General features: G+C 71.4%; 28 protein-coding genes and 2 pseudogenes. 19 read left to right on the top strand and 11 right to left on the bottom strand.

Annotated elements, in window-relative coordinates; translation table 11 throughout:
• Positions 1 to 57: 57 nt before the first annotated feature.
• The 3 genes and pseudogenes from ACIBCU_RS27560 to ACIBCU_RS27550 form a co-directional block, all read right to left on the bottom strand.
• A pseudogene (locus tag ACIBCU_RS27560) lies at positions 58 to 234 on the bottom strand (histidine kinase dimerization/phosphoacceptor domain-containing protein); the annotation flags it as partial.
• Position 235: 1 nt separating this feature from the next.
• Positions 236 to 442 (bottom strand): annotated as a pseudogene (locus ACIBCU_RS27555) (acyltransferase); the annotation flags it as partial.
• Positions 443 to 517: 75 nt separating this feature from the next.
• A complete protein-coding gene (locus tag ACIBCU_RS27550; protein ID WP_399234714.1) occupies positions 518 to 1,297 on the bottom strand; it encodes a LysR family substrate-binding domain-containing protein in 780 nt (259 codons plus the stop codon).
• Between the two features lie 58 nt (positions 1,298 to 1,355).
• Between ACIBCU_RS27550 and ACIBCU_RS27545 the strand changes: the two genes are divergently transcribed.
• Positions 1,356 to 1,754 carry a DUF5997 family protein gene (locus tag ACIBCU_RS27545; RefSeq protein ID WP_399234712.1) on the top strand — a complete coding sequence of 133 codons (399 nt, stop codon included), beginning with the start codon at positions 1,356 to 1,358 and terminating at the stop codon, positions 1,752 to 1,754.
• A gap of 1 nt (position 1,755) precedes the next feature.
• Positions 1,756 to 2,727, top strand: coding sequence for a HEAT repeat domain-containing protein (locus ACIBCU_RS27540; RefSeq protein WP_399234710.1), 972 nt, complete (start codon positions 1,756 to 1,758; stop codon positions 2,725 to 2,727).
• Here the strand turns inward: ACIBCU_RS27540 and ACIBCU_RS27535 are convergent.
• Positions 2,715 to 3,344 carry an SRPBCC family protein gene (locus ACIBCU_RS27535; RefSeq protein WP_399234708.1) on the bottom strand — a complete coding sequence of 210 codons (630 nt, stop codon included), beginning with the start codon at positions 3,342 to 3,344 and terminating at the stop codon, positions 2,715 to 2,717. The genes ACIBCU_RS27540 and ACIBCU_RS27535 overlap by 13 nt on opposite strands.
• 153 nt (positions 3,345 to 3,497) lie before the next feature.
• On the opposite strand from ACIBCU_RS27535, the gene argC reads away from it, so the two are divergent.
• The 5 genes from argC to ACIBCU_RS27510 are packed head-to-tail and all read left to right on the top strand — an operon-like array spanning position 3,498 to position 8,367.
• Positions 3,498 to 4,526 (top strand): N-acetyl-gamma-glutamyl-phosphate reductase, encoded by a 1,029-nt coding sequence (argC, locus tag ACIBCU_RS27530; RefSeq protein ID WP_362929388.1) that lies wholly within the window; start codon positions 3,498 to 3,500, stop codon positions 4,524 to 4,526.
• Positions 4,523 to 5,677, top strand: coding sequence for a bifunctional glutamate N-acetyltransferase/amino-acid acetyltransferase ArgJ (gene argJ, locus ACIBCU_RS27525; protein ID WP_362929386.1), 1,155 nt, complete (start codon positions 4,523 to 4,525; stop codon positions 5,675 to 5,677). The genes argC and argJ overlap by 4 nt, the downstream gene beginning before the upstream one ends.
• Positions 5,674 to 6,600, top strand: coding sequence for an acetylglutamate kinase (gene argB, locus ACIBCU_RS27520; RefSeq protein WP_362929384.1), 927 nt, complete (start codon positions 5,674 to 5,676; stop codon positions 6,598 to 6,600). Before argJ ends, argB begins: the two co-directional genes overlap by 4 nt.
• Entirely contained in the window at positions 6,597 to 7,796 is a 1,200-nt protein-coding gene (locus ACIBCU_RS27515; RefSeq protein WP_399234703.1) for an acetylornithine transaminase, read from the top strand. Before argB ends, ACIBCU_RS27515 begins: the two co-directional genes overlap by 4 nt.
• 25 nt (positions 7,797 to 7,821) lie before the next feature.
• Positions 7,822 to 8,367: an arginine repressor gene (locus ACIBCU_RS27510; RefSeq protein WP_362929380.1), complete on the top strand. Its 546-nt coding sequence runs from the start codon at positions 7,822 to 7,824 to the stop codon at positions 8,365 to 8,367.
• Here ACIBCU_RS27510 and ACIBCU_RS27505 read toward each other — a convergent pair.
• From ACIBCU_RS27505 to ACIBCU_RS27495, 3 genes are all read right to left on the bottom strand, one after another.
• A complete protein-coding gene (locus ACIBCU_RS27505) occupies positions 8,361 to 9,062 on the bottom strand; it encodes a L,D-transpeptidase family protein (protein ID WP_362929378.1) in 702 nt (233 codons plus the stop codon). The genes ACIBCU_RS27510 and ACIBCU_RS27505 overlap by 7 nt on opposite strands.
• A gap of 64 nt (positions 9,063 to 9,126) precedes the next feature.
• Positions 9,127 to 9,726: a pyridoxamine 5'-phosphate oxidase family protein gene (locus tag ACIBCU_RS27500; protein WP_362929376.1), complete on the bottom strand. Its 600-nt coding sequence runs from the start codon at positions 9,724 to 9,726 to the stop codon at positions 9,127 to 9,129.
• A gap of 41 nt (positions 9,727 to 9,767) precedes the next feature.
• A complete protein-coding gene (locus ACIBCU_RS27495; RefSeq protein ID WP_399234700.1) occupies positions 9,768 to 10,991 on the bottom strand; it encodes a hypothetical protein in 1,224 nt (407 codons plus the stop codon).
• A gap of 208 nt (positions 10,992 to 11,199) precedes the next feature.
• Between ACIBCU_RS27495 and argH the strand changes: the two genes are divergently transcribed.
• Both argH and ACIBCU_RS27485 read left to right on the top strand, forming a co-directional pair.
• Positions 11,200 to 12,633 (top strand): argininosuccinate lyase, encoded by a 1,434-nt coding sequence (argH, locus tag ACIBCU_RS27490; protein WP_362929372.1) that lies wholly within the window; start codon positions 11,200 to 11,202, stop codon positions 12,631 to 12,633.
• Positions 12,634 to 12,696: 63 nt separating this feature from the next.
• Positions 12,697 to 13,668 (top strand): aldo/keto reductase, encoded by a 972-nt coding sequence (locus tag ACIBCU_RS27485; RefSeq protein ID WP_362929370.1) that lies wholly within the window; start codon positions 12,697 to 12,699, stop codon positions 13,666 to 13,668.
• 50 nt (positions 13,669 to 13,718) lie between these two features.
• On the opposite strand, the gene ACIBCU_RS27480 is transcribed toward ACIBCU_RS27485, so the two are convergent.
• On the bottom strand, positions 13,719 to 14,219 hold the full coding sequence (locus tag ACIBCU_RS27480; protein ID WP_362929368.1) for a hypothetical protein: 501 nt from the start codon (positions 14,217 to 14,219) through the stop codon (positions 13,719 to 13,721).
• 108 nt (positions 14,220 to 14,327) lie between these two features.
• On the opposite strand from ACIBCU_RS27480, the gene ACIBCU_RS27475 reads away from it, so the two are divergent.
• Together ACIBCU_RS27475 and ACIBCU_RS27470 are read left to right on the top strand one after the other, a co-directional pair.
• The gene (locus tag ACIBCU_RS27475) at positions 14,328 to 14,879 is read left to right on the top strand and encodes a TetR/AcrR family transcriptional regulator (RefSeq protein ID WP_362929366.1); all 552 of its coding nucleotides are present in this window, start codon (positions 14,328 to 14,330) and stop codon (positions 14,877 to 14,879) included.
• Entirely contained in the window at positions 14,876 to 16,423 is a 1,548-nt protein-coding gene (locus tag ACIBCU_RS27470) for an MFS transporter (protein ID WP_362929364.1), read from the top strand. The genes ACIBCU_RS27475 and ACIBCU_RS27470 overlap by 4 nt, the downstream gene beginning before the upstream one ends.
• A 47-nt stretch (positions 16,424 to 16,470) precedes the next feature.
• Here ACIBCU_RS27470 and ACIBCU_RS27465 read toward each other — a convergent pair whose 3' ends face one another.
• Complete coding sequence (locus tag ACIBCU_RS27465; RefSeq protein ID WP_362929362.1) at positions 16,471 to 17,142, bottom strand: lysophospholipid acyltransferase family protein; 672 nt, start codon at positions 17,140 to 17,142, stop codon at positions 16,471 to 16,473.
• Positions 17,143 to 17,375: 233 nt separating this feature from the next.
• Between ACIBCU_RS27465 and ACIBCU_RS27460 the strand changes: the two genes are divergently transcribed.
• The 3 genes from ACIBCU_RS27460 (at position 17,376) to ACIBCU_RS27450 (ending at position 19,752) form a co-directional block, all read left to right on the top strand.
• Entirely contained in the window at positions 17,376 to 18,539 is a 1,164-nt protein-coding gene (locus ACIBCU_RS27460; protein WP_362929360.1) for a glycerophosphodiester phosphodiesterase, read from the top strand.
• 103 nt (positions 18,540 to 18,642) lie between these two features.
• Positions 18,643 to 19,212 carry a sigma-70 family RNA polymerase sigma factor gene (locus tag ACIBCU_RS27455; protein ID WP_399234696.1) on the top strand — a complete coding sequence of 190 codons (570 nt, stop codon included), beginning with the start codon at positions 18,643 to 18,645 and terminating at the stop codon, positions 19,210 to 19,212.
• Between the two features lie 36 nt (positions 19,213 to 19,248).
• Positions 19,249 to 19,752, top strand: a complete 504-nt coding sequence (locus ACIBCU_RS27450) for a GNAT family N-acetyltransferase (RefSeq protein WP_362929356.1) — start codon at positions 19,249 to 19,251, stop codon at positions 19,750 to 19,752.
• Positions 19,753 to 19,785: 33 nt separating this feature from the next.
• Here the strand turns inward: ACIBCU_RS27450 and ACIBCU_RS27445 are convergent, their stop codons facing one another.
• Positions 19,786 to 20,241 (bottom strand): hypothetical protein, encoded by a 456-nt coding sequence (locus ACIBCU_RS27445; RefSeq protein ID WP_362929354.1) that lies wholly within the window; start codon positions 20,239 to 20,241, stop codon positions 19,786 to 19,788.
• A 2-nt stretch (positions 20,242 to 20,243) separates the two neighbouring features.
• On the bottom strand, positions 20,244 to 20,603 hold the full coding sequence (locus ACIBCU_RS27440) for a hypothetical protein (RefSeq protein WP_362929352.1): 360 nt from the start codon (positions 20,601 to 20,603) through the stop codon (positions 20,244 to 20,246).
• Between the two features lie 576 nt (positions 20,604 to 21,179).
• Here ACIBCU_RS27440 and ACIBCU_RS27435 point away from each other — a divergent pair.
• The 5 genes from ACIBCU_RS27435 (at position 21,180) to cbiE (ending at position 25,992) form a co-directional block, all read left to right on the top strand.
• A complete protein-coding gene (locus ACIBCU_RS27435) occupies positions 21,180 to 22,250 on the top strand; it encodes an ATP-binding cassette domain-containing protein (RefSeq protein WP_362929350.1) in 1,071 nt (356 codons plus the stop codon).
• Positions 22,247 to 22,918 carry a methionine ABC transporter permease gene (locus ACIBCU_RS27430; RefSeq protein ID WP_362929348.1) on the top strand — a complete coding sequence of 224 codons (672 nt, stop codon included), beginning with the start codon at positions 22,247 to 22,249 and terminating at the stop codon, positions 22,916 to 22,918. The genes ACIBCU_RS27435 and ACIBCU_RS27430 overlap by 4 nt, the downstream gene beginning before the upstream one ends.
• A 66-nt stretch (positions 22,919 to 22,984) precedes the next feature.
• Positions 22,985 to 23,851, top strand: a complete 867-nt coding sequence (locus tag ACIBCU_RS27425) for a MetQ/NlpA family ABC transporter substrate-binding protein (protein WP_362929346.1) — start codon at positions 22,985 to 22,987, stop codon at positions 23,849 to 23,851.
• A 142-nt stretch (positions 23,852 to 23,993) separates the two neighbouring features.
• Positions 23,994 to 24,632: a GNAT family N-acetyltransferase gene (locus tag ACIBCU_RS27420; protein WP_362929344.1), complete on the top strand. Its 639-nt coding sequence runs from the start codon at positions 23,994 to 23,996 to the stop codon at positions 24,630 to 24,632.
• Between the two features lie 145 nt (positions 24,633 to 24,777).
• Positions 24,778 to 25,992, top strand: coding sequence for a precorrin-6y C5,15-methyltransferase (decarboxylating) subunit CbiE (cbiE, locus tag ACIBCU_RS27415; RefSeq protein ID WP_399234691.1), 1,215 nt, complete (start codon positions 24,778 to 24,780; stop codon positions 25,990 to 25,992).
• Positions 25,993 to 26,106 lie beyond the last annotated feature (114 nt).

Below are 26,106 nucleotides of genomic sequence, written 5' to 3'. Positions count from 1 at the left end.
CCACGGTCAGTAGCCTGCCGGGCGCACCAGCCCCGACTCGTACGCGAACACCGCGGCCCGGCGCAGCTCCGCAAGCGCCTCCACGGCGTTCTCCCGTATGCCGGCGAGGTTCTCCCGTAGTTCCTCCGACGGATTCTCGACCAGGTGCGGGGCGACCTGCGCCTGGATGGAGATCACGGACATGTGGTGGGCGACCACGTCGTGCAACTCGCGTGCGATCCGGTTGCGTTCCTCCCCCGGGTCCGTCGGGGACCGTGTGGAGACCAGGCAGCGGGCCGCTCGGGAACAGGGCGGTCGAGGTGACCACGATCACCGCGGTCTGGTGCCACAGGAACACGGTCATCGCGGACAGGTTCAGCAGAGCCACCGCCGCCCACAGGGCGGGCCGCGCGAGAGCCCGCCGCAGGCGCCCGAGCAGCAGCAGCGCCGCACCGCACTGCGAGCAGGGCGCGCCGGGCGTCCCGCTCGGGAGCGCACCTGGCGCGTAGCTCCGAAGTACTACGGGTAGGGGGTGCGCCTACGGCCGGCGGCGGGGCTTTCCGCGCTTGGCGCCGCCCTTGGGGTTCTTCGCGCCGCCGGAGCCGCCCCGGGAGGTCTTGCCCGCCGCCGGTTTGCGCGGGGCGCCGCCGCCCTTCCTGTCGGTCTTCTTCTCCGCGCGCTTGGCCTTGGGCTGCGGCGGCGTCGGGGCCCGGCCCCGGGTGCTGTTGACGGTCCGCCCCCGGACGATCCCGATGAACTCCTCCACCAGGTCGGTCGTCTTCTCCTCCGGCCACGACAGGGCGATCCGTGACTCGGGGGCGCCCGTCAGCGGCCGGTAGGTGAGGTCCTTGCGGTGGTGCAACCGCGCCAGGGACTGCGGGACGACCAGCAGCCCCACCCCCGCCGCCACCAGCTCCACGGCGTCCGCGGTCGTGGCGGGCCGCTCGAACGCGGGCCTGCCGGGCGGACGCTCCCAGTCGAGCGGGTCGTCGAGGGGGTGCAGCACGATCTCCTCGGTGAGATCCTCGGCCGACATCTCCTCGACGGCCGTCGCGGCGTGGTCCTTGGGGATCACGACCACGGTCGTCTCGGTGTAGAGGGGGATCGCGCTGAGGTCCGTACGGTCGACGGGCAGCCGCACGAAACCGGCGTCCGCGCCGCCGTCGCGCAGCAGAGCGGCGGCCTCGGCCGCGGGCACGCCGACAAGGGTCAGCGGGGTGTCGGGCAGCCGCTCGTTCCAGATCCGCACCCACTTGGTCGGGGTCACGCCCGGGACGTAGGCGAGCCGGAACGCAGGGGGTACTTCCGAGCCTGTCACCCCGCCAGGTTACCGGCCGTGGTCGGAGGCGGCGCACATGCTCGATACCCTGGACACCATGACGTCGCACCAGACCACCCAGACAATGAAGCCCGCCACCGCGGCGAAGAAGCTGGGTGTGTACCTCGAAGCCACCCCCGCCGAGTTCCAGGAGGGCGTCGTCTCGCGCGCCGAGCTGAACGCGCTGCAGGCCGATCCGCCGGAGTGGCTGCAGGAGCTGCGCCGCACCGGCCCGCACCCCCGGCCGGTGGTCGCCTCGAAGCTGGGCGTCTCCATCGCCGGCCTCGCGCGCGGCGGTGTCACCGAGCCCCTCACCACCGAGCAGATCGACGCCCTGAAGCAGGAAAGCCCCGAGTGGCTGCAGAAGGAGCGCGCCACCCAGGCCGACGTCCGCAAGGAAGCGGCCCGCATCAAGGAGCGCAACGCGGCCCGGGCGGAGCAGGCCGGCCGCGACTGACGTGCCCGCCACGGACTCCCGGCTCGTCGCCGCGGTGCGTGAGCGGGACGCCGCAGCGGTGGGGGAGCTCCTGGCCGCCGGCTCCGACCCGGACGCCCTCGGAGAGGACGGCTGGCCGCTGCTCTGCGCGGCCGTCGCCTCGTACGACGTACCCGTGGCCGAAGCCCTCGTGGCAGGGGGCGCCGACCCGTACCGCCGGCTGCCGGACGGCTCCACCCCCCTGCTGAGGGCCGTGGACGGCGGTTGCGTCGCCGGTGTCGACGCACTGATCGACGGCACGGGCCCCGTCACGGACGCCGCCGTACGCGCGGAACTCCTCGACCGTGCGCGGCAGTGGCACCGGACGGGAACCCTGGCGGAGCTCCGGCGCAGGACCGGGGCCCTCGCCGACGGGAGCCCCTTCTCGCAGACCTGCCCGTACGAGCAGCGGGCGCTGGAGATCTTCCTTCCCTGGGCCACGCAGGAGGAAGACCCTGTGGTCCTCTGCGCCGTACTGAACGGTCTGGGCGACCACAACACCCCGGAGGTGGCGGCTGTGGGGCTCTCCTTCCTCACGCACCCGGCCCCGGGCATCCGCTGCATGGTCCCTCACACCCTTGAGCTGTCCGGGGGGAGACTGCTCACCGCGCCCGAGGCACTGGAGGCGGTGCTCACGCTGGCCCGGGACGCCGACAGCGATGTGCGCGCGGTCGTGTGCGACTGGCTGGCCGGGTACCCGGGCAGGACCCCGGACATCGCCGACGCCCTGGCCTGCCTCCTGGAGCACGAGGACCGGATGACGCGTATCCGGGCCGTGTACGGGCTGGCCGAGCGCGACGATCCGCGCTGTGTGGCCGGATACGACCTGATCGGGCCCGTGGACCGGGAGCTCCATCCCGGCACCTGGGAGCTGGACGCGGTCCAGCGGTACGAGCGGCGCCTGCGGGGCCGTGCCCGCGCGGAACCCCTGACGGCGCCCTGTCACCCCGTGTAGAACTCGATCGTCGCCACGGTCGTCGCGGTCACGGTCTCCGGGTCCGCGCCCGAAGCGGCGAACGCGCGTCCCCATTCCTCGCCGGAGCGGGCCACGAAGGCCTTCGCCTCGGGAGAGGTCTGCCAATCCACGGCGTCCTCCGGGCTGATCCCGTCACCCGCGAGGTGCCACCCGAGCCCCAGAAGAGCCAGGTCCCAGCCGATCCCGACCGCGCCCGGCCCGTACTGGCTCCGGAACTCCTCAGGAACGACGGACACGTGCTCCAGCTCGAACACGGTCCGGCCGGAGCCCTCCGGTGTCAGGCGTACCTCGACCTCGCTGAAGGCGGGGTCGGGACCGAACTGCCAGGACACACGCAGCCGCTCCGGGCGTACGCACTCCAGGATCTCGCCGCCGGCGTTCCCCTCCAGCTGGTAACCGCCGCCGACGCGGAAATCACCGGTCACCGGCAGGAACCACCGGGCGATCCGCTCCGGCGAGGTCACCGCGTCCCAGACCTCGTCGCGGCCGGCGCCGAAGGTGCGCCGCAACAGCACCGCGCCCGCCTCCTCCGACGCCACACGGCGTGTGCCGACCTCCCGGTGCACACGGCTGATCTCGTCGAGGATCTCGTCCATGGCCGTTCACTTCTCTTCCGTGCGTCGTCGTGTTCGTGCTGTACCGATGTTCTGCCGCAACCGCCGTCACCGCGCGCGGGAACGCCCCATGCGGTCTTTGCATAAAACTGCATAGTTGCGTATAGTCATGCCATCGATGAGGAGGAACTTCCGATGGTGGTACGTGCGGCAGTGGCAGGGGCGAGCGGATACGCCGGCGGGGAACTGCTCCGTCTGCTCCTCACCCACCCACAGGTCGAGATCGGGGCCCTCACCGGCCACTCCAACGCCGGCGAGCGGCTCGGCGCACTCCAGCCGCACCTGAGGCCGCTCGCGGACCGTGTTCTCCAGCCGACCACCGCGGAGGTCCTCGGCGGGCACGACGTCGTCTTCCTGGCCCTTCCGCACGGGCAGTCCGCCGCGGTGGCCGAACAGCTCGGTGACGAGGTGCTCGTGGTGGACATGGGCGCCGACTTCCGGCTCGAGAACGCTGCCGACTGGGACAAGTTCTACGGATCGCCGCACGCCGGCACCTGGCCCTACGGCCTGCCCGAGCTGCCCGGGGCCCGAGCGGCGCTGGAGGGCACCAAGCGTATCGCCGTGCCCGGCTGCTACCCGACCGCCGTCTCCCTCGCACTCTTCCCGGCGTACGCGGCCGGCCTCGCCGAACCCGAGGCCGTCGTCGTCGCCGCGTCCGGCACCTCCGGCGCGGGCAAGGCGGCCAAGCCGCACCTGCTCGGCTCCGAGGTCATGGGCAACATGTCCCCGTACGGCGTCGGCGGGGCCCACCGGCACACCCCCGAGATGATCCAGAACCTCGGCGCCGCAGCCGGCGAGCCCGTCTCCGTCTCCTTCACACCGACCCTCGCGCCCATGCCCCGCGGCATCCTCGCCACGTGCAGCGCCAAGGCGAAGCCCGGGGTCAGCGCCGAGTCGCTCCGTACGGTGTACGAGAAGGCCTTCGCCGACGAGCCCTTCGTCGACCTGCTTCCCGAAGGACAGTGGCCCGCCACCGCGGCCGTGTACGGATCCAACGCCGTGCAGATCCAGGTCGCCCACGACGAGGCGGCCGGCCGGATCATCGTGATCAGCGCCATCGACAACCTCGCCAAGGGCACCGCCGGAGGCGCCCTGCAGAGCATGAACATCGCCCTCGGACTTCCCGAGGACACGGGTCTTTCCACGATCGGAGTCGCACCGTGAGCGTCACGGCAGCCAAGGGATTCACGGCGGCGGGCATCGCCGCCGGGATCAAGGACAGCGGTAGTCCCGACCTGGCCCTGGTGGTCAACAACGGTCCCCGCCGCGCCGCCGCGGGCGTCTTCACCTCCAACCGCGTCAAGGCCGCACCCGTCCTCTGGTCGGAACAGGTGCTCAAGGGCGGAGAGGTGACCGCCGTCGTCCTCAACTCCGGTGGCGCCAACGCCTGTACGGGCCCTCAGGGGTTCCAGGACACCCACGCGACCGCGGAGAAGGCCGCCGAGGTCCTCGGCGGCCACAGCGCCGGGGAGATCGCGGTCGCGTCGACCGGGCTGATCGGGCTGCTCCTGCCCATGGACAAGCTTCTGCCCGGCATCGAGACCGCCGCCGCCGCCCTGAGCGAGCACGGCGGCGAGAAGGCCGCCATCGCGATCAAGACCACGGACACGGTCCACAAGACCGCTGTCGCGGGCGGCGAGGGCTGGACCGTCGGCGGCATGGCCAAGGGCGCGGGCATGCTCGCCCCCGGCCTCGCCACCATGCTGGTCGTCCTCACCACCGACGCCGACGTCGAAGCGCCCGCGCTCGACTCCGCGCTGCGCGCCGCCACTCGCACCACCTTCGACCGGGTCGACTCCGACGGCTGCATGTCGACCAACGACACCGTGCTGCTGCTCGCCTCCGGGGCGAGCGGAATCACCCCCGCGCAGGCCGAGTTCGACCAGGCCGTGCAGAGCGTCTGCGCCGATCTCGCCCGGCAGCTGATCGGTGACGCCGAGGGCGCCTCCAAGGACATCCGGATCGAGGTGATCAACGCGGCCACCGAGGACGACGCCGTCGAGGTCGGCCGGTCCATCGCCCGTAACAACCTCCTCAAGTGCGCCATCCACGGCGAGGACCCCAACTGGGGCCGGGTCCTCTCCGCGATCGGCACCACGAAGGCCGCCTTCGAGCCCGACCGGCTGAACGTCGCCATCAACGACGTCTGGGTCTGCAAGAACGGCAGCGTCGGCGCGGACCGCGACCTGGTCGACATGCGCTACCGGGAGGTCAGGATCACCGCGGACCTCGCGGCAGGCGACGAGTCCGCCGTCATCTGGGCCAACGACCTGACCGCCGAGTACGTCCACGAGAACAGCGCGTACAGCTCATGAGCGCCGCGAGGAAGCACACCGCGCTGCCCAAGGCGCAGATCCTCATCGAGGCGCTGCCCTGGCTCACCCGGCACAACGGCAGGACCGTCGTCATCAAGTTCGGCGGCAACGCCATGATCGACGAGGAGCTGAAGGCCGCCTTCGCCCAGGACGTCGTCTTCCTGCGGCACGCCGGCCTCAAGCCGGTCGTGGTGCACGGCGGTGGCCCCCAGATCAGCGCCCAGCTCGACAAGCAGGGCCTGGTCAGCGAGTTCAAGGCCGGTCTCCGTGTCACCACGCCCGAGGCGATGGACGTCGTACGGATGGTGCTGGCCGGACAGGTCCAGCGTGAACTCGTCGGGCTGCTCAACCAGCACGGCCCGCTGGCCGTCGGCATGACCGGCGAGGACGCCCACACGATCACCGCCACCCAGCACCGCCCGATGATCGACGGTGAGGCCGTCGACATCGGCCGGGTCGGTGAGATCACCTCCATCGACACCGGAGCGATCCAGGCGCTGCTGGACGACGGCCGTATCCCGGTCATCTCCTCCATCGCCCGCTCCGCCGAGGACAACCACGTCTACAACGTCAACGCCGACACCGCGGCCGCCGCACTCGCGGCCGCGCTGAACGCCGAGACGCTGATGGTCCTCACCGACGTCGAGGGCCTCTACGAGGACTGGCCGAACAGCGACGACGTCATCAGCCGGCTCACGGCCACCGAGCTGGAGAAGCTGCTGCCCGACCTCTCCAGCGGCATGGTGCCGAAGATGCAGGGGTGCCTCCACGCCGTACGCAACGGTGTCGAGACCGCCCGTGTCATCGACGGCCGGGTCCAGCACTCGATCCTGCTGGAGATCTTCACCGACGAGGGAATCGGCACGATGGTCGTTCCCGACGCAGCACCCGCCACGGAGCACGACGCAGAGGGGGAGTCATGACCGGCAACGAGGAGTTCGCACAGCGCTGGCAGGGCGCGCTGATGGACAACTACGGCACTCCGCAGCTGCCGCTCGTGCGCGGCGCGGGCGCCCGTGTCTGGGACGCGGAGGGCACCGAGTACCTCGACTTCGTCGGCGGTATCGCGGTCAACGCGCTCGGCCACGCCCACCCAGCGGTGGTCGAGGCCGTCTCCACGCAGATCGCCTCCCTCGGCCATGTCTCCAACCTCTACACCGCCGAGCCCCCCATCGCGCTCGCCGAGCGGCTGCTCCAGCTCTTCGGGCGGACGGGCAGGGTCTTCTTCTGCAACTCCGGCGCCGAGGCCAACGAGGCGGCCTTCAAGATCGGCCGGCTGACCGGGCGCACGCACATGGTCGCGACCGACGGCGGCTTCCACGGCCGGACCATGGGCAGCCTCGCCCTGACCGGCCAGCACGCCAAGCGCACCCCGTTCCTGCCGCTGCCCGGCGACGTCACGCACGTGCCGTACGGCGACGTCGAGGCGCTCCGGGCCGCGGTGACGACCGACACGGCACTGCTGATCATCGAGCCGATCCAGGGCGAGATCGGCGTCGTCGTACCGCCCAAGGGCTATCTGGAGGCGGCCAGGGAGATCACGCGCGCCACCGGCACGCTGCTCGTCCTCGACGAGGTGCAGACCGGCATCGGCCGCTGCGGCCACTGGTTCGAGCACCAGGCCCACCAGGGCGTCGAGCCCGACGTGGTCACGCTCGCCAAGGGGCTCGGCGGCGGACTGCCGATCGGCGCCACCGTCGCGTTCGGCGCCGCCGCCGACCTGCTGAAGCCCGGTCAGCACGGCACGACGTTCGGCGGCAACCCCGTCGCCTGCGCCGCCGGTCTCGCCGTGCTGGACACGCTCGCGGCCGACGGGGCCCTGGACACCGTGAAGCGGCTCGGAGAGAAGATCAGGGACGGCGTCGAGGGCCTCGGGCACCCGTTGGTCTCCCACGTCCGCGGCTCCGGACTGCTGCTGGGTATCGTGCTCACCGGGCCCCTCGCACCGAAGGTGCAGCAGGCGGCTCAGGGAGCCGGACTCCTGGTGAACGCGCCCGCCCCCGACGTCGTACGGCTCATGCCGCCGCTGATCATCGGTGACGCCGAGGTGGACGCGTTCCTGCGGATTCTGCCGGGAGCTCTCGACGCGGCTTACGGGGACGGACGATCCGGAGAGTGACCATCCGGAGAATGAGGCGACGACGATGACCGAGGCGCAGGAATCCGACCACGGAGGGCCGTCGGTGCCACAGACCCGCACGGCCCGCCACCGCAGGATCGTGGACATCCTGAACCGTCAGCCGGTGCGCTCGCAGAGCCAGCTGGCCAGGCTGCTGTCCGACGACGGGCTGAGCGTCACCCAGGCGACGCTCTCCCGCGACCTGGACGAGCTCGGCGCGGTGAAGATCCGCAACACCGGCGGCGAGCTGATCTACGCGGTGCCGAGCGAGGGCGGATTCCGCACCCCGCAGGCGCCGCTGGGCGGGTCGGCCAAGGAGGAGCGGATGCGCAGGCTCTCCGCCGAGCTGCTCATCTCCGCGGAGGCCTCGGCCAACCTCGTGGTGCTGCGTACGCCTCCGGGCGCCGCCCAGTTCCTCGCCTCGGCCATCGACCAGGCAGAACTCCAGGCGATCCTCGGCACGATCGCGGGGGACGACACGCTGATGCTGATCAGCCGTGACCCGAACGGCGGCCAGGCGCTGGCCGACCATCTGCTCCGGCTGGCCCAGAACGACCGCGGTCCTCAGTAGCGGGTGATCGCGGTCGGGCCGGACTCCGTCCCGACCGCGATGTGCGGCCGTCGGGCCGGGTCGGCCCAGGCCAGGATCCGGTCCATGGCGGCCGCCGGCACGGACACACAGCCCGCGGTCGCGCCCTTGCCGTCCACGTGGAGGAAGATCCCGGCTCCCCTGCCGCGCACCGGCCGGTCGTAGTTGAAGCCGATGACGAGCGCACGGGCGTACTGGGCGGTGTAGGTGACGAGGTGCTCGGCCTCGTCCGCGCGGCAGTCGGCGGGCCGCGGCTCCACCCAGCGGTTGTAGGCCCGGGACGCGGTGTCCTGGCACCACCACGAGTTCTCGCCGACCCTGCGGTACGGGTAGCGGGTCCCGGGCGGGGCGGCCTTGATCCCGAAGGCGTACGGCAGGCCGTACAGCCCGGTGGGCGTGGTGTTCGTGCCCTGGGTGCGGGTGGCGCCGTCGGCCAGTCCGTTCGCCCCGAAGCGCGCGGGCGCCGAACCCGCCGCCACCCAGCCGCCCCCGCGCCGGTCCCACCAGGTGACCGTGCCCGTGACGGAGTCCGTGCCGGGGGCCTCGGCGGTGATCAGCTGTGTACCGCCGCCCGTGTCGGCCAGCCGCTCCGGAAGGGGCGGCGGACCGGCGGGCCGCGCCGCGAGCGAACCGGCCAGGGCCAGCAGGACCGACGCGGTCACCAGGAGTCTGCGCATGCTCCGGACCGTACGGCGCGCGGCCTCCCGCCCCCACCGCGCCTGCTCCGTACGGCCCAGTGACTCACTCCATGACGGGTGCGGGCATCGCGGGCAGCGGCAGAGGGAGCCCCGGCAGCCCGTCGAGGCTGGTCGCGATGGCGTCCTTCTTCTCGAAATACCTGCTCAGGCTCTCGTCGTCCTCGCGCCGGAAACGGCCGGCGTGCAGGGTGCGGTCCTCCTCGTACGACATGAACGGCACCGCGTAACCGCAGGAGTCCCGGATCAGTTCGGCCGTCACCACGATGATCGCGCGCAGCCCGTGCGCGGTGGGGTCGATGGCCGGGAAGTGGCCGAGCAGCCCGGCGAAGCGCGGGTCGTCACGGAACACCGGCTCACCGCGCCCGTGCACACGGACGATGTTGGGCGGGCCCTGGAAGGCGCACCACATCAACGTGATGCGCCCGTTCTCCCGGAGATGCGCGATGGTCTCGGCGGTGCTGCCGGCGAAGTCGAGGTAGGCCACGGTCCGTTCGTCGACGACGGCGAACGAGCCGCTCATCCCCTTGGGGGAGAGGTTGACCGTGCCGTCGCCGTCCAGGGGCGCGGTCGCGGTGAAGAAGAGGTGCTGTTCCTCGATGAAGGTCCTGAGCCGGCCGTCGATACGTTCGTACGTTTTTCCCATGGGCGCATTCTTGTGCTGCCCACCGGTCGTCGCCGGGAATTTCACAGGACGACCGGCAGGCCCCGGGCCTGGGCGCGGCTGCGGACGTCCATGAGCCGCTGGGCCGCCAGACGTGTGGGGGCGGGAAGCTCCGGTGACAGCCGCGCCAGCAGCCAGTCCGACGGCAGCCCCGTGGCGTACGGCCGCAGAGCCCGGCCGGCGGCGCGGACCACGGGGGCGGCCTGATCGTCGATCAGCGGACGCATGCGTTCGGGATGTACGGCGTCGAGCGCGCACAGACCCGCCACGGCGTGGGCGCGTACGGCGGGTACGGGATGAGTCGTCAGGGCCCACAGCGCTTCGGCGTCCGCACTCGAGCCGCACTCACCGAGCCCCGCGGCCGCCGCCGGGTGCCTCGCCGCGTCGGCGCACATCGACCGGTACAGGGGGAGGGGGTCGCAGCCCGCCTGCCGCAGCACGTACCGGGCGCAGGCCCGAACCACGCCCGCCCGGTCGGCGAGGAACGCGGCCGCCTCGCTGTGCCGTCCGGCGCGCCGCAGCGCGGTCACACCGGTGGAACGGACCTGGGGCGAGCGGGCGGCCAGCAGAGGATCCACCACGTTCCCGTGGTCGTCCTCGCCCATGGCGGCGAGTGCCGCCTCCGCGCAGAGCGTCTGCACGCGTGTGTCGCCGGACGCGGTGGCGGCGGTGCGGGCGAGCTCGGCCGGGGGCAGCAGGCGCCGGTCGACGGCGATGCGGTAGCCGAGTCGGCGTATCGCGCGGTCCTCACTCGTCAGCAAGGACTCGACGTCCGCCGCAGGTCCGTCGCGCAGTGCGCGGTCCAGCAGGTCTCCGGCGAAACCGCCCCGCTCACGCCGGGCCAGAAGCAGGATGAGCCCGGCCAGGGACACCAGTCGCCGTCCGGAGACGTCCGCGAGCAGCTCCCGGGCCCTCAGGCGCACCGGCGCGACCCAGTCGGCGCAGCGCAGCACCAGCAGCGGCCGCAGGGTGGCCACTCCGGACGCCGGCTCCAGGGCTGCTCCACGGACTCTGCCGTCGGGGTGGCACAGGGCCAGGGCGATCCGGGCCTCCTCGGTCGGAGTCGGCTCCCCGGCCGGAAGACCCCGGAGCTCCTGGCGCGTCGGCAGCAGGCTCGCGGCGTGCGGTGCCAGGTTCCGGACCTCGGCATCCAGAGCGACCCAGGCCGCCGGAGAGCCGGTGTCGATCGTCTCGTGCACCGGCGCGCCGAGGGCGATCCGCCCGGCCGCCCCGTATCCGTCGCTCATCCTGCCCCCCAGGAAGGCGCCCGTGCCCGATCATCGGGGGAGGCGCGGTGGATGCCGATCGTACGGGGCGGCCATGGTGCGAGCCCAGCCATTTTCGGGACCCTGACCAGCAGCTTTGACAAAACATACGGACCATTGCATAGTTATGCCATTCGTGATCGCGCGCCATGAGGCGGACGCACACCCTTGCACTTCCGAGGAGCACGCAGTGAGCAACGGCACCGGCAACAGCGACGTACGCCTCTGGGGCGGCCGTTTCGCCGACGGCCCCGCCGAGGCGCTGGCCAAGCTGTCCGCCTCCGTCCACTTCGACTGGCGGCTCGCGCCGTACGACATCGCGGGCTCCCGCGCCCACGCCCGCGTGCTGAACAAGGCGGGGCTGCTCACCGACGACGAGCTGGCTCGCATGACCGAGGGCCTGGACTCGCTCGAGGCCGCGGTCGCCGACGGGTCGTTCACCGGCACCGTCGCCGACGAGGACGTCCACACCGCGCTGGAGCGGGGACTCCTGGAGCGCCTCGGTCCGGACCTCGGCGGGAAGCTGCGCGCCGGCCGGTCCCGTAACGACCAGGTGGCCACGCTCTTCCGCATGTACCTGCGTGACCACGCCCGGATCATCGGCGGACTGGTCGCCGAGCTCCAGGACGCCCTGGTCGGACTGGCCGAGGCGCACCCGGACGTGGCCATGCCCGGCCGTACGCACCTCCAGCACGCGCAGCCCGTCCTCTTCGCCCACCACGTCCTCGCGCACGCGCAGTCCTTGTCCCGGGACGCGGAGCGGCTGCGGCAGTGGGACGAGCGGACCGCGGTGTCGCCGTACGGCTCCGGCGCGCTGGCCGGGTCGTCCCTCGGGCTCGACCCGGAGGCGGTCGCGGCGGACCTCGGCTTCGAGCGCGGGTCGGTGGGCAACTCCATCGACGGCACGGCCTCGCGGGACTTCGTCGCCGAGTTCGCCTTCGTCACCGCGATGATCGGCGTCAACCTTTCCCGCATCGCCGAGGAGATCATCATCTGGAACACGAAGGAGTTCTCCTTCGTGACCCTCCACGACGCCTTCTCCACCGGCTCCTCGATCATGCCGCAGAAGAAGAACCCGGACATCGCCGAGTTGGCCCGCGGCAAGTCCGGCCGCCTCATCGGCAACCTGACCGGTCTGATGGCGACCCTGAAGGCCCTCCCGCTCGCGTACAACCGTGACCTCCAGGAGGACAAGGAGCCGGTCTTCGACTCCTGCGACCAGCTCGAGGTCCTGCTCCCCGCCTTCACCGGCATGATGGCCACGCTCACCGTCAACCGGGAGCGCATGGAGGAGCTGGCCCCGGCCGGCTTCTCGCTCGCCACGGACATCGCCGAGTGGCTGGTCAAGCAGGGCGTCCCGTTCCGGGTGGCGCACGAGGTCGCGGGGGAGTGCGTGAAGGTGTGCGAGCAGCAGGGCATCGAGCTCGACGAGCTGACGGACGAGCAGTTCGCGAAGATCTCCGAGCACCTCACCCCGGAGGTGCGCACCGTCCTGAACGTGCCCGGCGCGCTCGCCTCCCGCAACGGCCGCGGCGGGACCGCTCCCTCGGCCGTCGCCGTCCAGCTGGCCGAGGTGAAGGCCGACCTGGTGACGCAGCACGCCTGGGCGACCGCGCGCGGATGATTCGCAGGCATCGCGGGCTACGTTGACGGGAAGGCGTTCGGAACCGACCCAGAGGAGCCCGCGATGCCCTTCGCCCGCCTGAACCGAGCGACCACCCCGACCTACCGCATCGGGCTCGGCCTGGCCGCCGTCGGAAGGCCCGGCTACATCACCCCGCACCGTGACCGCGACCTGCCCGGCGACCGCGGCGTGGACGCGCTGCGCGCCCGCACCCACGAACTCCTGGACGCGGCGTACGCCCAGGGCGTGCGCTATTTCGACGCCGCCCGCTCCTACGGCCGCGCCGAGGAGTTCCTCGCCGAGTGGCTGACCGCACGCCCCGACGTGACGGACGTGGTCATCGGCAGCAAATGGGGCTACACCTACACCGGCGACTGGCGCGTCGACGCCGAGACGCACGAGGTGAAGGACCACGGCCTGGCCACCTTCGAACGCCAGCACGCCGAGACGGCCGGGCTGCTCGGCGACCGGCTCGACCTGTACCAGATCCACTCGGTGACCGCCGACAGCCCCGCACTGAGTGACAAGAACCTGCACGCGCGTCTGGCCGAGCTGGCCGCCGGAGGCACCACGGTCGGCTTCTCCACGAGCGGGCCCGGCCAGAGCGACGCCATCCGGGCCGCCCTCGCCGTGACCGTGGACGGCGAACCCCTCTTCCGCACCGTCCAGGCCACCTACAACGCCCTGGAGACCTCCGCCGGGGCGGCGCTCGCCGAGGCGCACGAAGCGGGCCTCACGGTCATCGTCAAGGAGACCATGGCCAACGGCCGGCTCGCCGGGACCGAAGCGCCCGCCGTCGTCCGGGAGATCGGCACCGAAGCCGGACTGGGCGCGGACGCCGTCGCCCTGGCGCTGGTGCTCCACCAGCCGTGGGCCGGAGTCGTGCTGTCCGGCGCGGCCACCGTCACCCAGCTGGCGGCGAACCTGCACGCCCCGCTGCTCGATCTGGACGCGGACCGGCTGGACCGGCTGGCCGCCCTGGTGGAGGAGCCGGAGGCCTACTGGCGCCACCGGGCCTCGCTGCCCTGGAGCTGAGCTGCCGGATCACGGCGGCCGGTCCACGCCGGACGCCGGCCGGGGCCCGCTCACGCCCAGTCGGCGAGCGCTTCGAAGTCCGCCCGCACCAGCCCCACCCAGGGGTCGACCCGCCGCAGCAGGGCCCGCCCCGGGTGGTGCGCGGCGACCCAGTCCGTGTCGAGGCCGGAGATCTCGTCGTCGATCCAGGCGAACGGCCTGCCGTCCGCGTAGTCGACGACGTAGCGCGTCTTCCAGTACGTCCCGTCGGCCGTGGCCGCGTGCATCGCGGGCCAGTCGATGTACGGCAGCGGGGGCAGCCCGATGCGCGGGCCGACCCACTCGTTCGCCTCGTCCTTCCAGGTGGTCGCCCAGACGAGTTCGTACCGGTCGGCGAGGGCCAGCAGTTCGTCGCCGTGGCCGGGACTGAGCAGGACGGGCAGCGGTGTCCCCGCCTTCCACCCCGTCGGCCGCATCCGATGGAGCGTATAGCCCTCCGGGACGGCGGGGCGGGACAGCGCCGCATAGGGGTTGAGCGGACCGTCGATGTCGATCAGCAGCAGCGGCTTCATGGCGCCATGGTGCCCCCGGACCGCCCGGCACCGGCGGACCGTTTCCGGCATCGTTCGAAGGCGCGGGCGAATGGGACGTCGATGTCTCATGTGGGCTAATGTTGTCTCATGACTCTTGATCGCGAGCAGGTTCTGCGGAGCGCCGCCGCCCTGCTGACCCGTAAATCCACGGCGACCATGGACGAGGTCGCCCGGACCGCGGGGATCGGCCGCGCCACCCTGCACCGGCACTTCGCCGGGCGGGACGCCCTGGTCGGAGCGCTGGAGGACCTCGGGATCCGGGAGTTCGAGGCCGCCCTGGACTCCGCCGCGCTCGACGAGGGCACCGCGGAGGAGGGGCTCCGGCGGCTGATCGCGGCCGTCGAGCCGAGCGCCGGGCTGCTGTCGTTCCTCGTCACCGAGAACCAGCTCTTCGAGGGCGACGACGTCAACGAGGGCTGGAGCCGTCTGGACGCCCGGGTCTCGGCCTTCTTCCGGCGCGGCCAGGAACGCGGCGAGTTCCGGATCGACCTCACGCCTGCCTGGCTGACCGAGGCACTGTACGGCCTGATCGGGAGCTGCGCGTGGTCCGTGCAGACGGGCCGGGTGGCCGCGCAGGACTTCCCGTACATGATCGTCGAGTTGCTCCTGGGCGGAGCACGCCGGAGCGTGGAGAAATGAGCAGCACCTATTCGAGGGCAGGCGTCACGGGCGACGTGCGTCATCCCGGTCGGTGGATCGCCCTCACCGTCCTCGTCCTGGCCGTGCTCCTCGTCGCCGTCGACGCCACCGTCCTCGGACTGGCGACACCGTTCCTCAGCGAGGACCTCGAACCGACCGGCACCCAGCTGCTCTGGATCGGCGATGTGTACTCCTTCGTCATCGCCGGACTCCTGGTCTCCATGGGCAGCCTCGGTGACCGCATCGGCCGGAAGAAGCTGCTGCTGACCGGCGCCGCCGCCTTCGGCGCGGTCTCCGTCCTGAACGCCTACGCGTCCAGCCCCGAGATGATGATCCTGGCCCGGGCGCTGCTCGGTGTCGCGGGCGCCACCCTGATGCCGTCCACGCTCGCCCTGATCCGCAACCTCTTCCACGACCCGCGCGAACGCAGCCTGGCCGTCGGCATCTGGGGCGCGATGGCCTCGGCGGGCGCCGCCGTCGGGCCGGTCGTGGGCGGACTCCTGCTGGAGCACTTCTGGTGGGGCTCGGTCTTCCTGATCAACCTGCCCGTGATGGCCGTCCTCGTCGTCGTGGGCATCAAGATGATCCCCGAGTCGAAGAACCCGGCGCCGGGGCCCTGGGACCTGCTCAGTGTGGGACTCTCCCTGGTCGGCATGATCGGCGTCGTGTACGCCATCAAGGAGGCCGCCGCACACGGCGTGAGCTGGGAGAACGGCGTGGCGGCCCTCGGCGGTGTGCTGGCACTCACCTGGTTCGTGCGCCGTCAGCTGAAGCTCCCCGCCCCACTGCTGGACATGCGGCTCTTCCACCACCGGGGGTTCTCCGGAGCGGTCCTCGCGGACCTGCTGACCATCCTGGGACTGTCCGGAATCGTCTTCTTCCTCTCCCAGTTCCTGCAACTGGTCCAGGGGCGGGGACCGCTGGAGGCAGGCCTCGCCGAACTGCCCGCGGCCGTCGGCGCGGTGACCGCCGGCCTGCTGGCGGGGAGGGTGGCGCGCCGCTACTCCGTGCGCTCCGTGGTCGCCGTCGGACTCGGTGCCATCGGCGTGTCGCTCGCCGTGGTCACGGTGATCCACAAGGAGACCGGCTATCCCCTGATCGGGGTCCTGCTCCTGGTGGTGGGCGTCGGCGCGGGATTCGCCTTCACCGTCACCTCCGACGTGATCCTCTCCAGCGTCCCGAAGGAACAGGCGGGCTCCGCGTCCGCGGTGTCCGAGACGGCGTACGAGCTCGGTGCGGCCCTCGGCATCGCGCTGCTCGGGTCCATCGTCACAGGCGTCTACAAGGGCTTCGGGACCCCGGCGGGCACCCCGGCCGCCGCCGCGACGGCGGCACACGAGTCGCTGGGCGGGGCCGTGGAGACGGCGGAGCACCTCCCCGCACAGCAGGGGAGCGAGCTCGTCGTGGCGGCTCAGGAGGCCTTCGTCAACGGGCTGCGGGTCTCGGCGGCGGTCGGTGCCGTCGTGCTGCTCGCGACCGCGGTCGCCACGTGGTTCCTGCTGCGCGGCCAGGAGCTGGAAGAGGGGATCATCCCCGACGAGTGAGTGACCCGGCGCGGTCGCGCGGGGTCACCGGAGTGCACCCGTCCGGCTCAGGCGGCCTTGGCCTTCGTGGCGTACATGTCGACGTACTCCTGGCCGGACAGGCGCATCACCTCGGCCATCACGGAGTCCGTCACCGCCCGCAGGACGTAGCGGTCGCGGTCCATGCCCTCGTAGCGCGAGAACTCCAACGGCTCACCGAAGCGGACCGTGACCTTGCCCGGGCGGGGCAGGCCCGCGCCGCCCGGCTGCAGCTTGTCCGTGCCGATCATGGCGAACGGCACGACCGGTGCGCCGGTCATCAGGGTCAGCCTCGCGATACCCGTACGGCCCCGGTAGAGCCGGCCGTCGGGGGAGCGGGTGCCTTCGGGGTAGATGGCGAAGGCGTGGCCCGCCTCCAGCACCCGGCGTCCCGTCATCAGCGCCGCGACTCCTCCGCGGCCGCCGTCCCGGTCCACCGGGATCATGCCGCAGCCGGTGAAGAACCAGGCCATCAGCCGGCCCTTGAAGCCCTTGCCGGTGACGTACTCGTCCTTGCCGATGTAGAAAACCGGCCGGTCGCAGCAGATCGGCATGATCATCGAGTCGATGAACGTCAGATGGTTCCCCGCGAGGATCACCGGGCCGTCACCCGGGATGTTCTCGACGCCCTCCACCTGCGGCCGGAAGAGCAGGCGCAGGATCGGTCCGAGCACTGCCTTGATGACCGTGAGTCGGGACAACGCATCCTCCGGTGTCGTGGCCGGGCGGCCGGGGCGGGAATTCGCGAGGGTCTGTGCAGGTGAGGACGATACTCGCGGGTACGGCCTCTCCGCACATCGGGTTCACCCAGTGGATACACAGTGTTGACGTGTGTTTCCGCCATGTTCGTCCACGGTCCGCCCCGCCGATGGCGTAGCTGCCTACGATCAAGCCTCGCCCGAAGGTGCCGGACATCACATGCGAGGAGCATTTTATGACAGAGCGCGCGCAGACCGGGCCCGGCCGGCGGACACTCCTGGGGGCGGCCGTCCTCGGCGCGACGGCCCTCGGAGCCACCGGAACGGCCGACGCCGCCGGGCGTGGCGCCCCGGACGGGCGAGGCGGCGGCAGAGGCGGCTACCGGGACCTGCCCGTGCCCACCGTCGTCGGCCACCGCGGCGCCAGCGGCTACCGCCCCGAGCACACCCTCGGCTCCTACCAGCTGGCCCTGGACATGGGCGCGCACATCGTCGAGCAGGACCTCGTGCCGACCAAGGACGGCCACCTGGTCTGCCGCCACGAGAACGACATCACCGGCACCACGGACGTCGCCGAGCACCCCGAGTTCGCGAGCCGCAAGGCCACCAAGCGGGTCGACGGCGTGTCTCTCACCGGCTGGTTCACCGAGGACTTCACCCTCGCCGAGCTGAAGACCCTCCGGGCCAAGGAGCGCATCCCCGGCAACCGCCAGGAGAACACGCTGTACGACGGCCGCTGGGAGATCCCCACCTTCGAAGAGGTCCTGCGCTGGGCGGACAAGGAGGGCCGCAGGCGGGGCGAGCCCGTCTGGCTCTACGTCGAGACCAAGCACCCCTCCTACTTCAGGGGCCTCGGCCTGGGCCTGGAGGAGCCCCTCGCCAAGCTGCTGCGCCGCCACGGCCGGCACCGGGCGGACTCCGCGCTGATCCTCCAGTCCTTCGAGCCAAGCTCGATGCAGCGGCTGTCGAAGCTCGTCGCCACCCCCCGTGTCGTCCTGCTGTCCGGTCCGAAGGAACGGCCGTGGGACTTCGTGGAGGCCGGCGACCCCCGGACGGTCGCCGACCTGGTGAAGCCCGCCGGGCTGAAGTGGATCGCGTCCTTCGCCCAGGGCATCGGCCCCACGCTGGACCTCGTCATCCCCAAGGACGGGCAAGGACGGCTGACGTCCCCCACCTCCCTGGTGGCGGACGCGCACGCGCGGGGCCTGGTCCTGCACCCGTACACGCTGCGCAACGAGAACACGTTCCTGCCGGCGGACTTCCGGCGCGGCACCGACCCGAACGCGTACGGCGACGCGTTCGGCGCTCTCCGGGCGTACTTCGAGACAGGGATCGATGGGATCTTCTCCGACAACCCGGACACCGCTCTGCTCGCGGCAGCCGACTTCGCCGAGGGCTGAGTCCGAGGGCCGGGGGCGCGTCAGCCGCCCGGCCCTCATGCCCCGGTCGGGTGGAGCTCCCCGGGTGCGGCAACCCGCCGCCCCTGGGGAGCGTTGACGGGGCATGACACTTCTTGATCATGTTCCGGCGGCCCCGGCCGGGGCGGCGGGCGACGGCGGGCGGGCCCTCGTGCGCGCCCTGCACGCGCTGGTGCGCGCGGAGGCGGGGGCCGAGGCCCAGGCCGCCGGCGTCGAGGCGGCGGACCTGGAGCAGTCGGTGTGGCTGAAGCTGCTGGAACGCCGGCCCGGCCCGGGCGTGCCCGCCGACCCGGCCCGCTGGGTCCGCGCCGTCGTGCGGGCCGAGGCGCGCGTCGCCCGCCGCAGGATCCGGCGCGAACGCGCCTACACCGCCGGTGAGTCCCCGGGCGACTGGGCCGGTTGCCCCGAACGAATCGCGGTGGGAGCCGACGAACGCCGTGCGCTGCGCACCGCGGTGGGCCGGCTGCCCGGCAGGTGCCCACGGTTACTCGAGGCGATGCTGGCTCCCCACGATCCGACGTACCGGGAAATCGCAGGGGAGTTGGGTATGTCACAGGGGAGTTTGGGCCCGATGCGTTCCCGATGCCTTGGATGTCTGCGCAGAATGCTGGCGGCGGAGGTTGTAGCTCCTGAACTGCGGGGAATGGAGCGGTAGACAACCGGCGGACAGGTGAGCGGGAGGCATGCACACATGGGCATGAGTGTGACCATCTCGGCGGCGACAGCACAGGACGTCGAGCAGATCTTCAGACTCCAGTACCTCTGTTTCCAGGGCGAGGCGGAGCTCTACGGCAACTACCGGATCGACCCACTCGTCCAGACGCTCGACTCGGTGCGGGACGAACTCGCCACGGACCTGGTGTTCGTGGCCCGGCTCGGCGACGAAGTCGTCGGTTCGGTACGCGGCTTCACCGACGCCGACGGCACCGGCCGGATCGGCAAGCTCTGCGTCCACCCCCGGCTCCGTAACCACGGCCTCGGCACCCGTCTCCTGCGGGCCGCGGAATCCGGCCTGGCCGACGGGCGTTCGGCCACCCGCTTCCGTCTGCACACGGGGGAGCGCAGCGAAGGCAATCTGCGGCTCTACCGCAAGGCGGGCTATGCCCAGGTGGGCAACGCCACCGGAGGTGACGGTGTCCGGCTGGTCCTGCTGGAGAAGGACGCCACCGCCCCTGCCTATGTGACCAGCGCCTGAACGAGGTGCCTGACGGCTCCCGTGCGCCCCGCGTCAGGCGTTACGCGCGCGGCGCAGCCAGATCATCCCGGTGACCGGCAGGATCACCGGGATGAGCAGGTAGCCCATGCCGAATCCCGACCACACCGTGCTGTCCGGGAAGGCGGACGGCTCCAGGAGCGTCCAGGTGCCGACGATCAGCACACCGGCGAGCTCGGCGGCGCAGCACACCAGCGCCGCCCTGCGCGCCTTCTCCCCGCCCCGCACCAGCGAGTACGTGATGAAGCCGTACACGACGGCGGCGACGGCCGAGAGGACGTACGCCAGCGGCGCCTTGCCGAAGTCCAGGATCATCTCGACGATCGAGCGGGACGCGGCGGCCACGGTGAACACGCCGTAGAACCAGACCAGTACCCGCCCCGGCCCGGTGCCGAGGTCGAACTGCTGCTTCTGCTGCGGGGCGTTCGGCGCCGGGGACGCGGGCTTCCCCGTGCGGTCGGTGTCGCTCAAGGTCAGTTTCCCCAGATGTCGTAGAGCCGTACTTCGAGGACGGCGAGCACGACCGCGCCGGCCGCCACCGTCACCGAGCCCCAGCGGGTCCGCTCCGACAGCGACAGGAAACCCGCCGCGGGCACGGCCGCGAACGCGCCGATCAGATAGGCGATGAAGATCGTCATGCCCTGGTCGGGCCGCTCGCCGCGCGCCAGCTGCACGATTCCCACGAGCAGCTGCGCCAGCGCCAGCACGGAGACGACCGCCATGCCGATGAAGTGCCAGTCCTTCGTGGGCTGGTCCCGGTAGGCGGCGAATCCGCACCAGGCGGCGAGGGCGAGCGCGGTCACGGTGACCGCGACCGTCAGGGCGTCGAGCATGAAGTGAGGGTATTACGGACGGGTGGAGCCGCCGCGTGCGGGCCCGGCCGCCCCGCGGGCGCGGGCGGTCCTGGGGGAAGGGTGGCCTTTGCCACAGGGTGCGCAGAGCATGATCATCCCGCCGGCGGTACGGCACGTGGCGCTGCTCGCGTTTTTGCAGGTCAGGGCGGTGCGTGCGACGGCCCCGACTGCGAGGGACGTGCATCCACGGCTGTCCGCTATGCGGACACGGGGGATCGCCGGAACGTTACGTCTGTTTTACTTGGGCCATGACCACGACGAGCTACCGCAGCCCTGCGACCGAGGCGATCCCGACGCCCGGTGCTCGTTGTATGTGTCGAATGCGCGCCTTCTGAGGGCCCCCGCCCGAGCCTCGCGCCCCGAAGCGAGACCGTGCCCGTGCCGTCCGCACCCAGCGGATCGAGCCGGCCCTCCCCTGCCCCGCGCCCAGCGGCTCCGCCGCGGCCGGGCCACGCAGAGACTCCCACCGGTCGACCACTGAGAACAGTCTCATTCAGATGCATGCCCCGTGCCCGGCGGACACCGCGCCGTGCACTCGACAGTGACGGAAACCCTGTGATCACCACTTCGGGCCTCACGAAGGTCTACCAGTCACGCGGCCGAGAGGTCACCGCCCTGGACGGCGTGGACCTGCACGTCCGCGAAGGCGAGGTCTACGGCGTCATCGGACAGAGCGGCGCCGGCAAGTCCTCCCTCATCCGCTGCGTCAACCTCCTCGAACGCCCCACCTCGGGCACCGTGACGGTCGCCGGACAGGACCTCACCGCCCTCGCCGGCCGCGGCCGCCGCGCCGGCAAGGAGCTCCGCCGGGCGCGCAACCGCATCGGCATGGTCTTCCAGCACTTCAACCTGCTGGACTCGCGTACCGTCCGCGACAACGTCGAGCTCCCCCTGGAGATCCTCGGGATCTCCGGACAGGAACGCACCCGCAAGGCGCTCGAACTCCTCGACCTCGTCGGTCTCGCCGACAAGGCGAAGGCCTACCCCGGTCAGCTGTCCGGAGGCCAGAAGCAGCGCGTCGGCATCGCCCGCGCCCTCGCGGGCGACCCGAAGGTGCTCCTCTCCGACGAGGCGACCTCCGCGCTCGACCCCGAGACCACCCGCTCCATCCTGCAGCTGCTGCGCGACCTCAACCAGGAGCTCGGCCTCACCGTCCTGCTCATCACGCACGAGATGGACGTCGTCAAGACCGTCTGCGACTCCGCCGCGCTGATGAAGCAGGGCCGCATCGTCGAGTCGGGCACCGTCGGTGAGCTGCTGTCCACCCCCGGCTCCGAGCTGGCCCACGAGCTGTTCCCCGTCGGGGGCACCGCCTCCGGCCCCGGCTCCACCGTCGTCGACGTCACCTTCCACGGCGAGGCCGCGGCCCAGCCGGTGATCTCGCAGCTCTCCCGGACGTACAACATCGACATCTCGATCCTCGGTGCCGCGATGGACACCGTCGGCGGCAAGCAGATCGGCCGCATGCGCATCGAGCTGCCCGGCCGCTTCGAGGAGAACGTCGTACCGATCGGCTTCCTGCGCGAGCAGGGCCTCCAGGCCGAGGTCGTGGACGGCGGCCCCGCCGCCGCCACCGACATCCCCTCCCAGACCCCCGCCGCGATCACCAAGGAGGTGGCGAAGTGACCTGGTCCGAAATGCAGCCACTGCTCTCGCAGGGAACCATCGACACCCTCTACATGGTGCTCTGGTCCACGCTCGTCACCGTCGTCGGCGGACTGCCGCTCGGCATTCTGCTCGTCCTCACCGACAAGGGCGGACTGCTGCAGAACATGGTGGTGAACAAGGTCATCGGCGTGATCGTGAACATCGGCCGCTCGCTGCCGTTCATCATCCTGCTGATCGCCCTGATCCCCTTCACCACCTGGGTCGTAGGCACCTTCATCGGCCCGTCCGCGATGATCGTGCCGCTCGCCATCGGCGCCATCCCCTTCTTCGCGCGGCTCGTCGAGACGGCGGTGCGCGAGGTCGACCACGGGCTCGTCGAGGCCGTCCAGTCCATGGGCGGGTCCGTCCCGACGATCGTCCGCAAGGTCCTACTGCCGCAGGCGCTGCCCTCGCTCGTCTCGGGCGTCACCACGACCGTGATCGTGCTCATCGGCTACTCCGCGATGGCGGGAGCGGTGGGCGGCGAAGGGCTCGGCTCCAAGGCCGTCACCTACGGATTCCAGCGCTTCGACAACCAGTTCATGCTCATCACCGTCGTGCTGCTGATCGTCATCGTGACCGTGGTCCAGCTGATCGGTGACGGAGTCGTACGCCTGCTCGCCCGCCGGGGCCGCACCTCCTCCTGACTTTCCTCTCCCCTGAAGCCCGAACTCCTTGTCCGGGCGCACCACCACCAGAAAGAGGCACTCTTCGTGCGTAAGAACATCAAGATCACCGCTGCCGCCGCTGCAGCCGCCGCCCTCGCACTCGGCCTCAGCGCCTGCGGTACGGACTCCGACCCGGCCGCCAAGGGCGAGACCGGTGCCGACGCCGACACCTCCAAGGCCCTCGTCGTCGCCGCGTCCCCGACGCCGCACGCCGACATCCTGAACTACGTCAAGAAGAACCTGGCGGACAAGGCCGGCCTCAAGCTGGAGGTCAAGGAGTTCACGGACTACGTCCTGCCGAACACCGCCACCGAGAACGGCCAGGTCGACGCCAACTTCTTCCAGCACAAGCCCTACCTGGACGACTTCAACAAGAAGAACAAGACCCACATCGTCCCGGTGGTCAACGTCCACCTGGAGCCCCTCGGCCTCTACTCCAAGAAGGCCAAGGACGTGAAGGACATCAAGGCCGGCCAGACCGTCGCCGTCCCGAACGACACCACCAACGAGGGCCGCGCGCTCCAGCTCCTCGCCGAGAACGGGCTGATCACCATCAAGGACGGCGTGGGCACCAACGCCAAGCTCAGCGACATCACGGACAAGAAGGGCCTGGAGTTCAAGGAGATCGAGGCCGCGACCGTGCCCCGTGCGCTGGACGACGTCGACGCCGCCGTCATCAACGGCAACTACGCCATCGAGGCCGACCTGAAGCCGGGGCAGGACTCCCTGGTGCTGGAGAAGGCCGACGGCAACCCGTACGCCAACTTCCTGGCCGTCAAGGACGGCAACGAGGACGACCCCCGGGTCCAGAAGCTCGCGAAGCTCCTGAACTCCGACGAGGTCAAGAAGTTCATCGAGGACACCTACAAGGGCTCCATCGTCCCCGCCTTCGGTGAGCCCGCCAAGTCCTGACACCCAGGCACCACTTGCCCCACGAGCCCCGCACGCCCGCACCAGGGTGTGCGGGGCTCCGCCGTGCGGACCCGGCCATGCACATCCACGCCCCGATGCTGCATGCTGGTGGCTTTACACGGTCTTCGGCATGGAGCTGCGCATGACTACCACCTTCCCGTCCATCTCCATCAGCACGGACAGGTTGGTGCTGCGCCCCTTCGACATGGCGGACGTCCCGGCGTACATCGAGATGATGAACGACGAGCTCGTCACCGCCTGGACCGACGCCCCGTACCCCTACACCCAGGTCGACGCCGAGCGGTGGGTCCGCAGGATCGCCCCGGCCGAGCGCTCCCAAGGCAACGGCATCGTCTTCGCCGTCACCGAGTTCCTCACCCAGCGCCTCGTCGGTTCCGTGCGGCTCCTCAACACCGACCGGCGCACCCTGGCCGCCGAGGTCCGCTACATCACCGCCCCCTGGGCGCGCGGTGAGGGATACGCCACCGAGTCCGTGCTGGCCCTCGCCGAGTGGCTCTTCCGCGACCAGGGCTTCGAACGGATCGAACTGCGCACCCCCGCCGGGAACACGGCCTCCCAGCAGGTCGCCCAGAAGCTGGGCTGCATCAGCGAGGGAGTCCTGCGGAACGCCCGCATAGCCAGGACCGCCACCGAGGACGGAGGCTGGGCCGACATCAGGACCGACCTCATCGTGTGGGGACTCCTGCCCGAGGACCTGGAGGGCGTCGCCGAGCAGCTGGCCGACGCGGGCGGCTACGGCACGTACAACGACTGGAACTGACCTGCGGCCTCATCCGGATGAAAGACCCCGGCTCCCAGGGCGGGAGCCCCCGGCAGGGCGTTGGTACGGACCGGATACGCTCACCCTTGCTCCGCGCATCCCGCGGTGACACCCCGCCTGCTCACACCCCAGGAGAATGACGACGATGGCCGACCGGGTCACGGTGATCGGCTGGGACGGCTCGCCACTGACCGGCGCGGCCACAGCCGCGCTCTCGGCCGCCACGCTCGTCGCCGGCGCCGCGCACCACCTCGCGCTCCCCGAAGTGCCCGGGCGCGCGGAACGGATCCGCCTCGGCAGCGTCGACCTGGCCGCCCGCAGGATCGCCGGGCACCGGGGGAGCGCCGTGGTCCTCGCCGACGGCGACCCCGGCTTCTTCGGCGTCGTACGCACCCTGCGCAAGCCCGAACACGGGCTCGAGGTCGAGGTCGTCCCCGCCGTCTCGTCCGTCGCCACCGCCTTCGCCCGCGCCGGAATGCCGTGGGACGACGCGCAGATCGTCGTCGCCCACCCCCGCACCCTGCGCCGCGCGGTCAACGTCATCCGCGCCCACCACAAGGTCGCCGTACTCACATCCCCCGGAGCCGGCCCGGCCGAGCTCGCGCTGCTGCTCGAAAACGTCCACCGCACCTTCGTGATCTGCGAGGAGCTCGGCACCGTACGCGAGCGGGTCACCGTCCTCACCTCCGACAAGACGGCCGACCACACCTGGCGCGACCCCAATGTCGTCATCGTCATCGGCGGCGGTCCCGAGACCACCGCCAACAGCGCCTGGATCTCCGGCCGCCGCCCCGAGGGCCCCCGCGGCTGGGCCCTGCCGCCCGCGGCGTACGGCGGCGCGGGGGAGACCGGCGAAGGGGAGTTCCCCGGGCTGCGCGCAGCCCAGCTCGCCCGCCTCGGACCGCGCACCGGCGATCTCGTCTGGGACATCGGCTCCGGCAGCGGCGCACTCGCCGTGGAAGCGGCCCGTTTCGGCGCCGCGGTGCTCGCCGTGGACAGCGATCCGGACGCCTGCGCGCGTACGGCGGCCGCCGCCCGCACCTTCCAGGTCGGAGTCCAGGTCGTCATGGGCACCGCCCCGCACGTCCTGGAAAGCCTGCCCGAGCCCGATGTCGTACGGATCGGGGGCGGCGGGGTGCCCGTGGTCACGGCGGTCGCGGACCGGCGGCCGGAACGCATCGTCACCCATGCCTCGAACCGGGACGAGGCGGAGGCGCTGGGCGCGGCGCTCGGTGAGAACGGATACACGGTCGAATGCGCGCTGCTCCAGTCCGTCGAACTGGACACCTCCGTCTGGGCGGAACGTGAACGCTCCGTCGTGTTCATGCTCTCCGCGGTGCGTACCGACCTCGCCCCCTGAGGTGTTCGCGGGGGAGCGCGAGGTAGGCTGACCGATTGTTGTACCGCGCCCGGCTGTTCGACGGTTCGTTCGTCAATGTCCGGAAAAGTGGACCGTTTTGGTCCGCGATGTGGT

The organism is Streptomyces sp. NPDC051064, from assembly GCF_044455985.1.
Classification (GTDB): domain Bacteria; phylum Actinomycetota; class Actinomycetes; order Streptomycetales; family Streptomycetaceae; genus Streptomyces.
The sequence above is the reverse complement of the archived record's forward strand: the minus strand, read 5'-3'. Positions and strand labels throughout refer to the sequence as shown.

What these genes read in the sequence shown, in the direction of transcription:
- ACIBCU_RS27480 (WP_362929368.1), bottom strand. Translation starts at nt 14,219, where the DNA reads ATGAAGCCGCTGCTGCTGATCGACATCGACGGTCCGCTCAACCCCTAT.
- argC (WP_362929388.1), top strand. Translation starts at nt 3,498, where the DNA reads ATGGTGGTACGTGCGGCAGTGGCAGGGGCGAGCGGATACGCCGGCGGG.
- ACIBCU_RS27500 (WP_362929376.1), bottom strand. Translation starts at nt 9,726, where the DNA reads ATGGGAAAAACGTACGAACGTATCGACGGCCGGCTCAGGACCTTCATC.
- ACIBCU_RS27535 (WP_399234708.1), bottom strand. Translation starts at nt 3,344, where the DNA reads ATGGACGAGATCCTCGACGAGATCAGCCGTGTGCACCGGGAGGTCGGC.
- ACIBCU_RS27545 (WP_399234712.1), top strand. Translation starts at nt 1,356, where the DNA reads ATGACGTCGCACCAGACCACCCAGACAATGAAGCCCGCCACCGCGGCG.
- ACIBCU_RS27450 (WP_362929356.1), top strand. Translation starts at nt 19,249, where the DNA reads ATGGGCATGAGTGTGACCATCTCGGCGGCGACAGCACAGGACGTCGAG.
- ACIBCU_RS27515 (WP_399234703.1), top strand. Translation starts at nt 6,597, where the DNA reads ATGACCGGCAACGAGGAGTTCGCACAGCGCTGGCAGGGCGCGCTGATG.
- argB (WP_362929384.1), top strand. Translation starts at nt 5,674, where the DNA reads ATGAGCGCCGCGAGGAAGCACACCGCGCTGCCCAAGGCGCAGATCCTC.
- ACIBCU_RS27495 (WP_399234700.1), bottom strand. Translation starts at nt 10,991, where the DNA reads ATGAGCGACGGATACGGGGCGGCCGGGCGGATCGCCCTCGGCGCGCCG.
- ACIBCU_RS27475 (WP_362929366.1), top strand. Translation starts at nt 14,328, where the DNA reads ATGACTCTTGATCGCGAGCAGGTTCTGCGGAGCGCCGCCGCCCTGCTG.
- ACIBCU_RS27460 (WP_362929360.1), top strand. Translation starts at nt 17,376, where the DNA reads ATGACAGAGCGCGCGCAGACCGGGCCCGGCCGGCGGACACTCCTGGGG.
- ACIBCU_RS27420 (WP_362929344.1), top strand. Translation starts at nt 23,994, where the DNA reads ATGACTACCACCTTCCCGTCCATCTCCATCAGCACGGACAGGTTGGTG.
- ACIBCU_RS27510 (WP_362929380.1), top strand. Translation starts at nt 7,822, where the DNA reads ATGACCGAGGCGCAGGAATCCGACCACGGAGGGCCGTCGGTGCCACAG.
- ACIBCU_RS27440 (WP_362929352.1), bottom strand. Translation starts at nt 20,603, where the DNA reads ATGCTCGACGCCCTGACGGTCGCGGTCACCGTGACCGCGCTCGCCCTC.
- cbiE (WP_399234691.1), top strand. Translation starts at nt 24,778, where the DNA reads ATGGCCGACCGGGTCACGGTGATCGGCTGGGACGGCTCGCCACTGACC.
- ACIBCU_RS27455 (WP_399234696.1), top strand. Translation starts at nt 18,643, where the DNA reads ATGACACTTCTTGATCATGTTCCGGCGGCCCCGGCCGGGGCGGCGGGC.
- ACIBCU_RS27485 (WP_362929370.1), top strand. Translation starts at nt 12,697, where the DNA reads ATGCCCTTCGCCCGCCTGAACCGAGCGACCACCCCGACCTACCGCATC.
- ACIBCU_RS27470 (WP_362929364.1), top strand. Translation starts at nt 14,876, where the DNA reads ATGAGCAGCACCTATTCGAGGGCAGGCGTCACGGGCGACGTGCGTCAT.
- ACIBCU_RS27505 (WP_362929378.1), bottom strand. Translation starts at nt 9,062, where the DNA reads ATGCGCAGACTCCTGGTGACCGCGTCGGTCCTGCTGGCCCTGGCCGGT.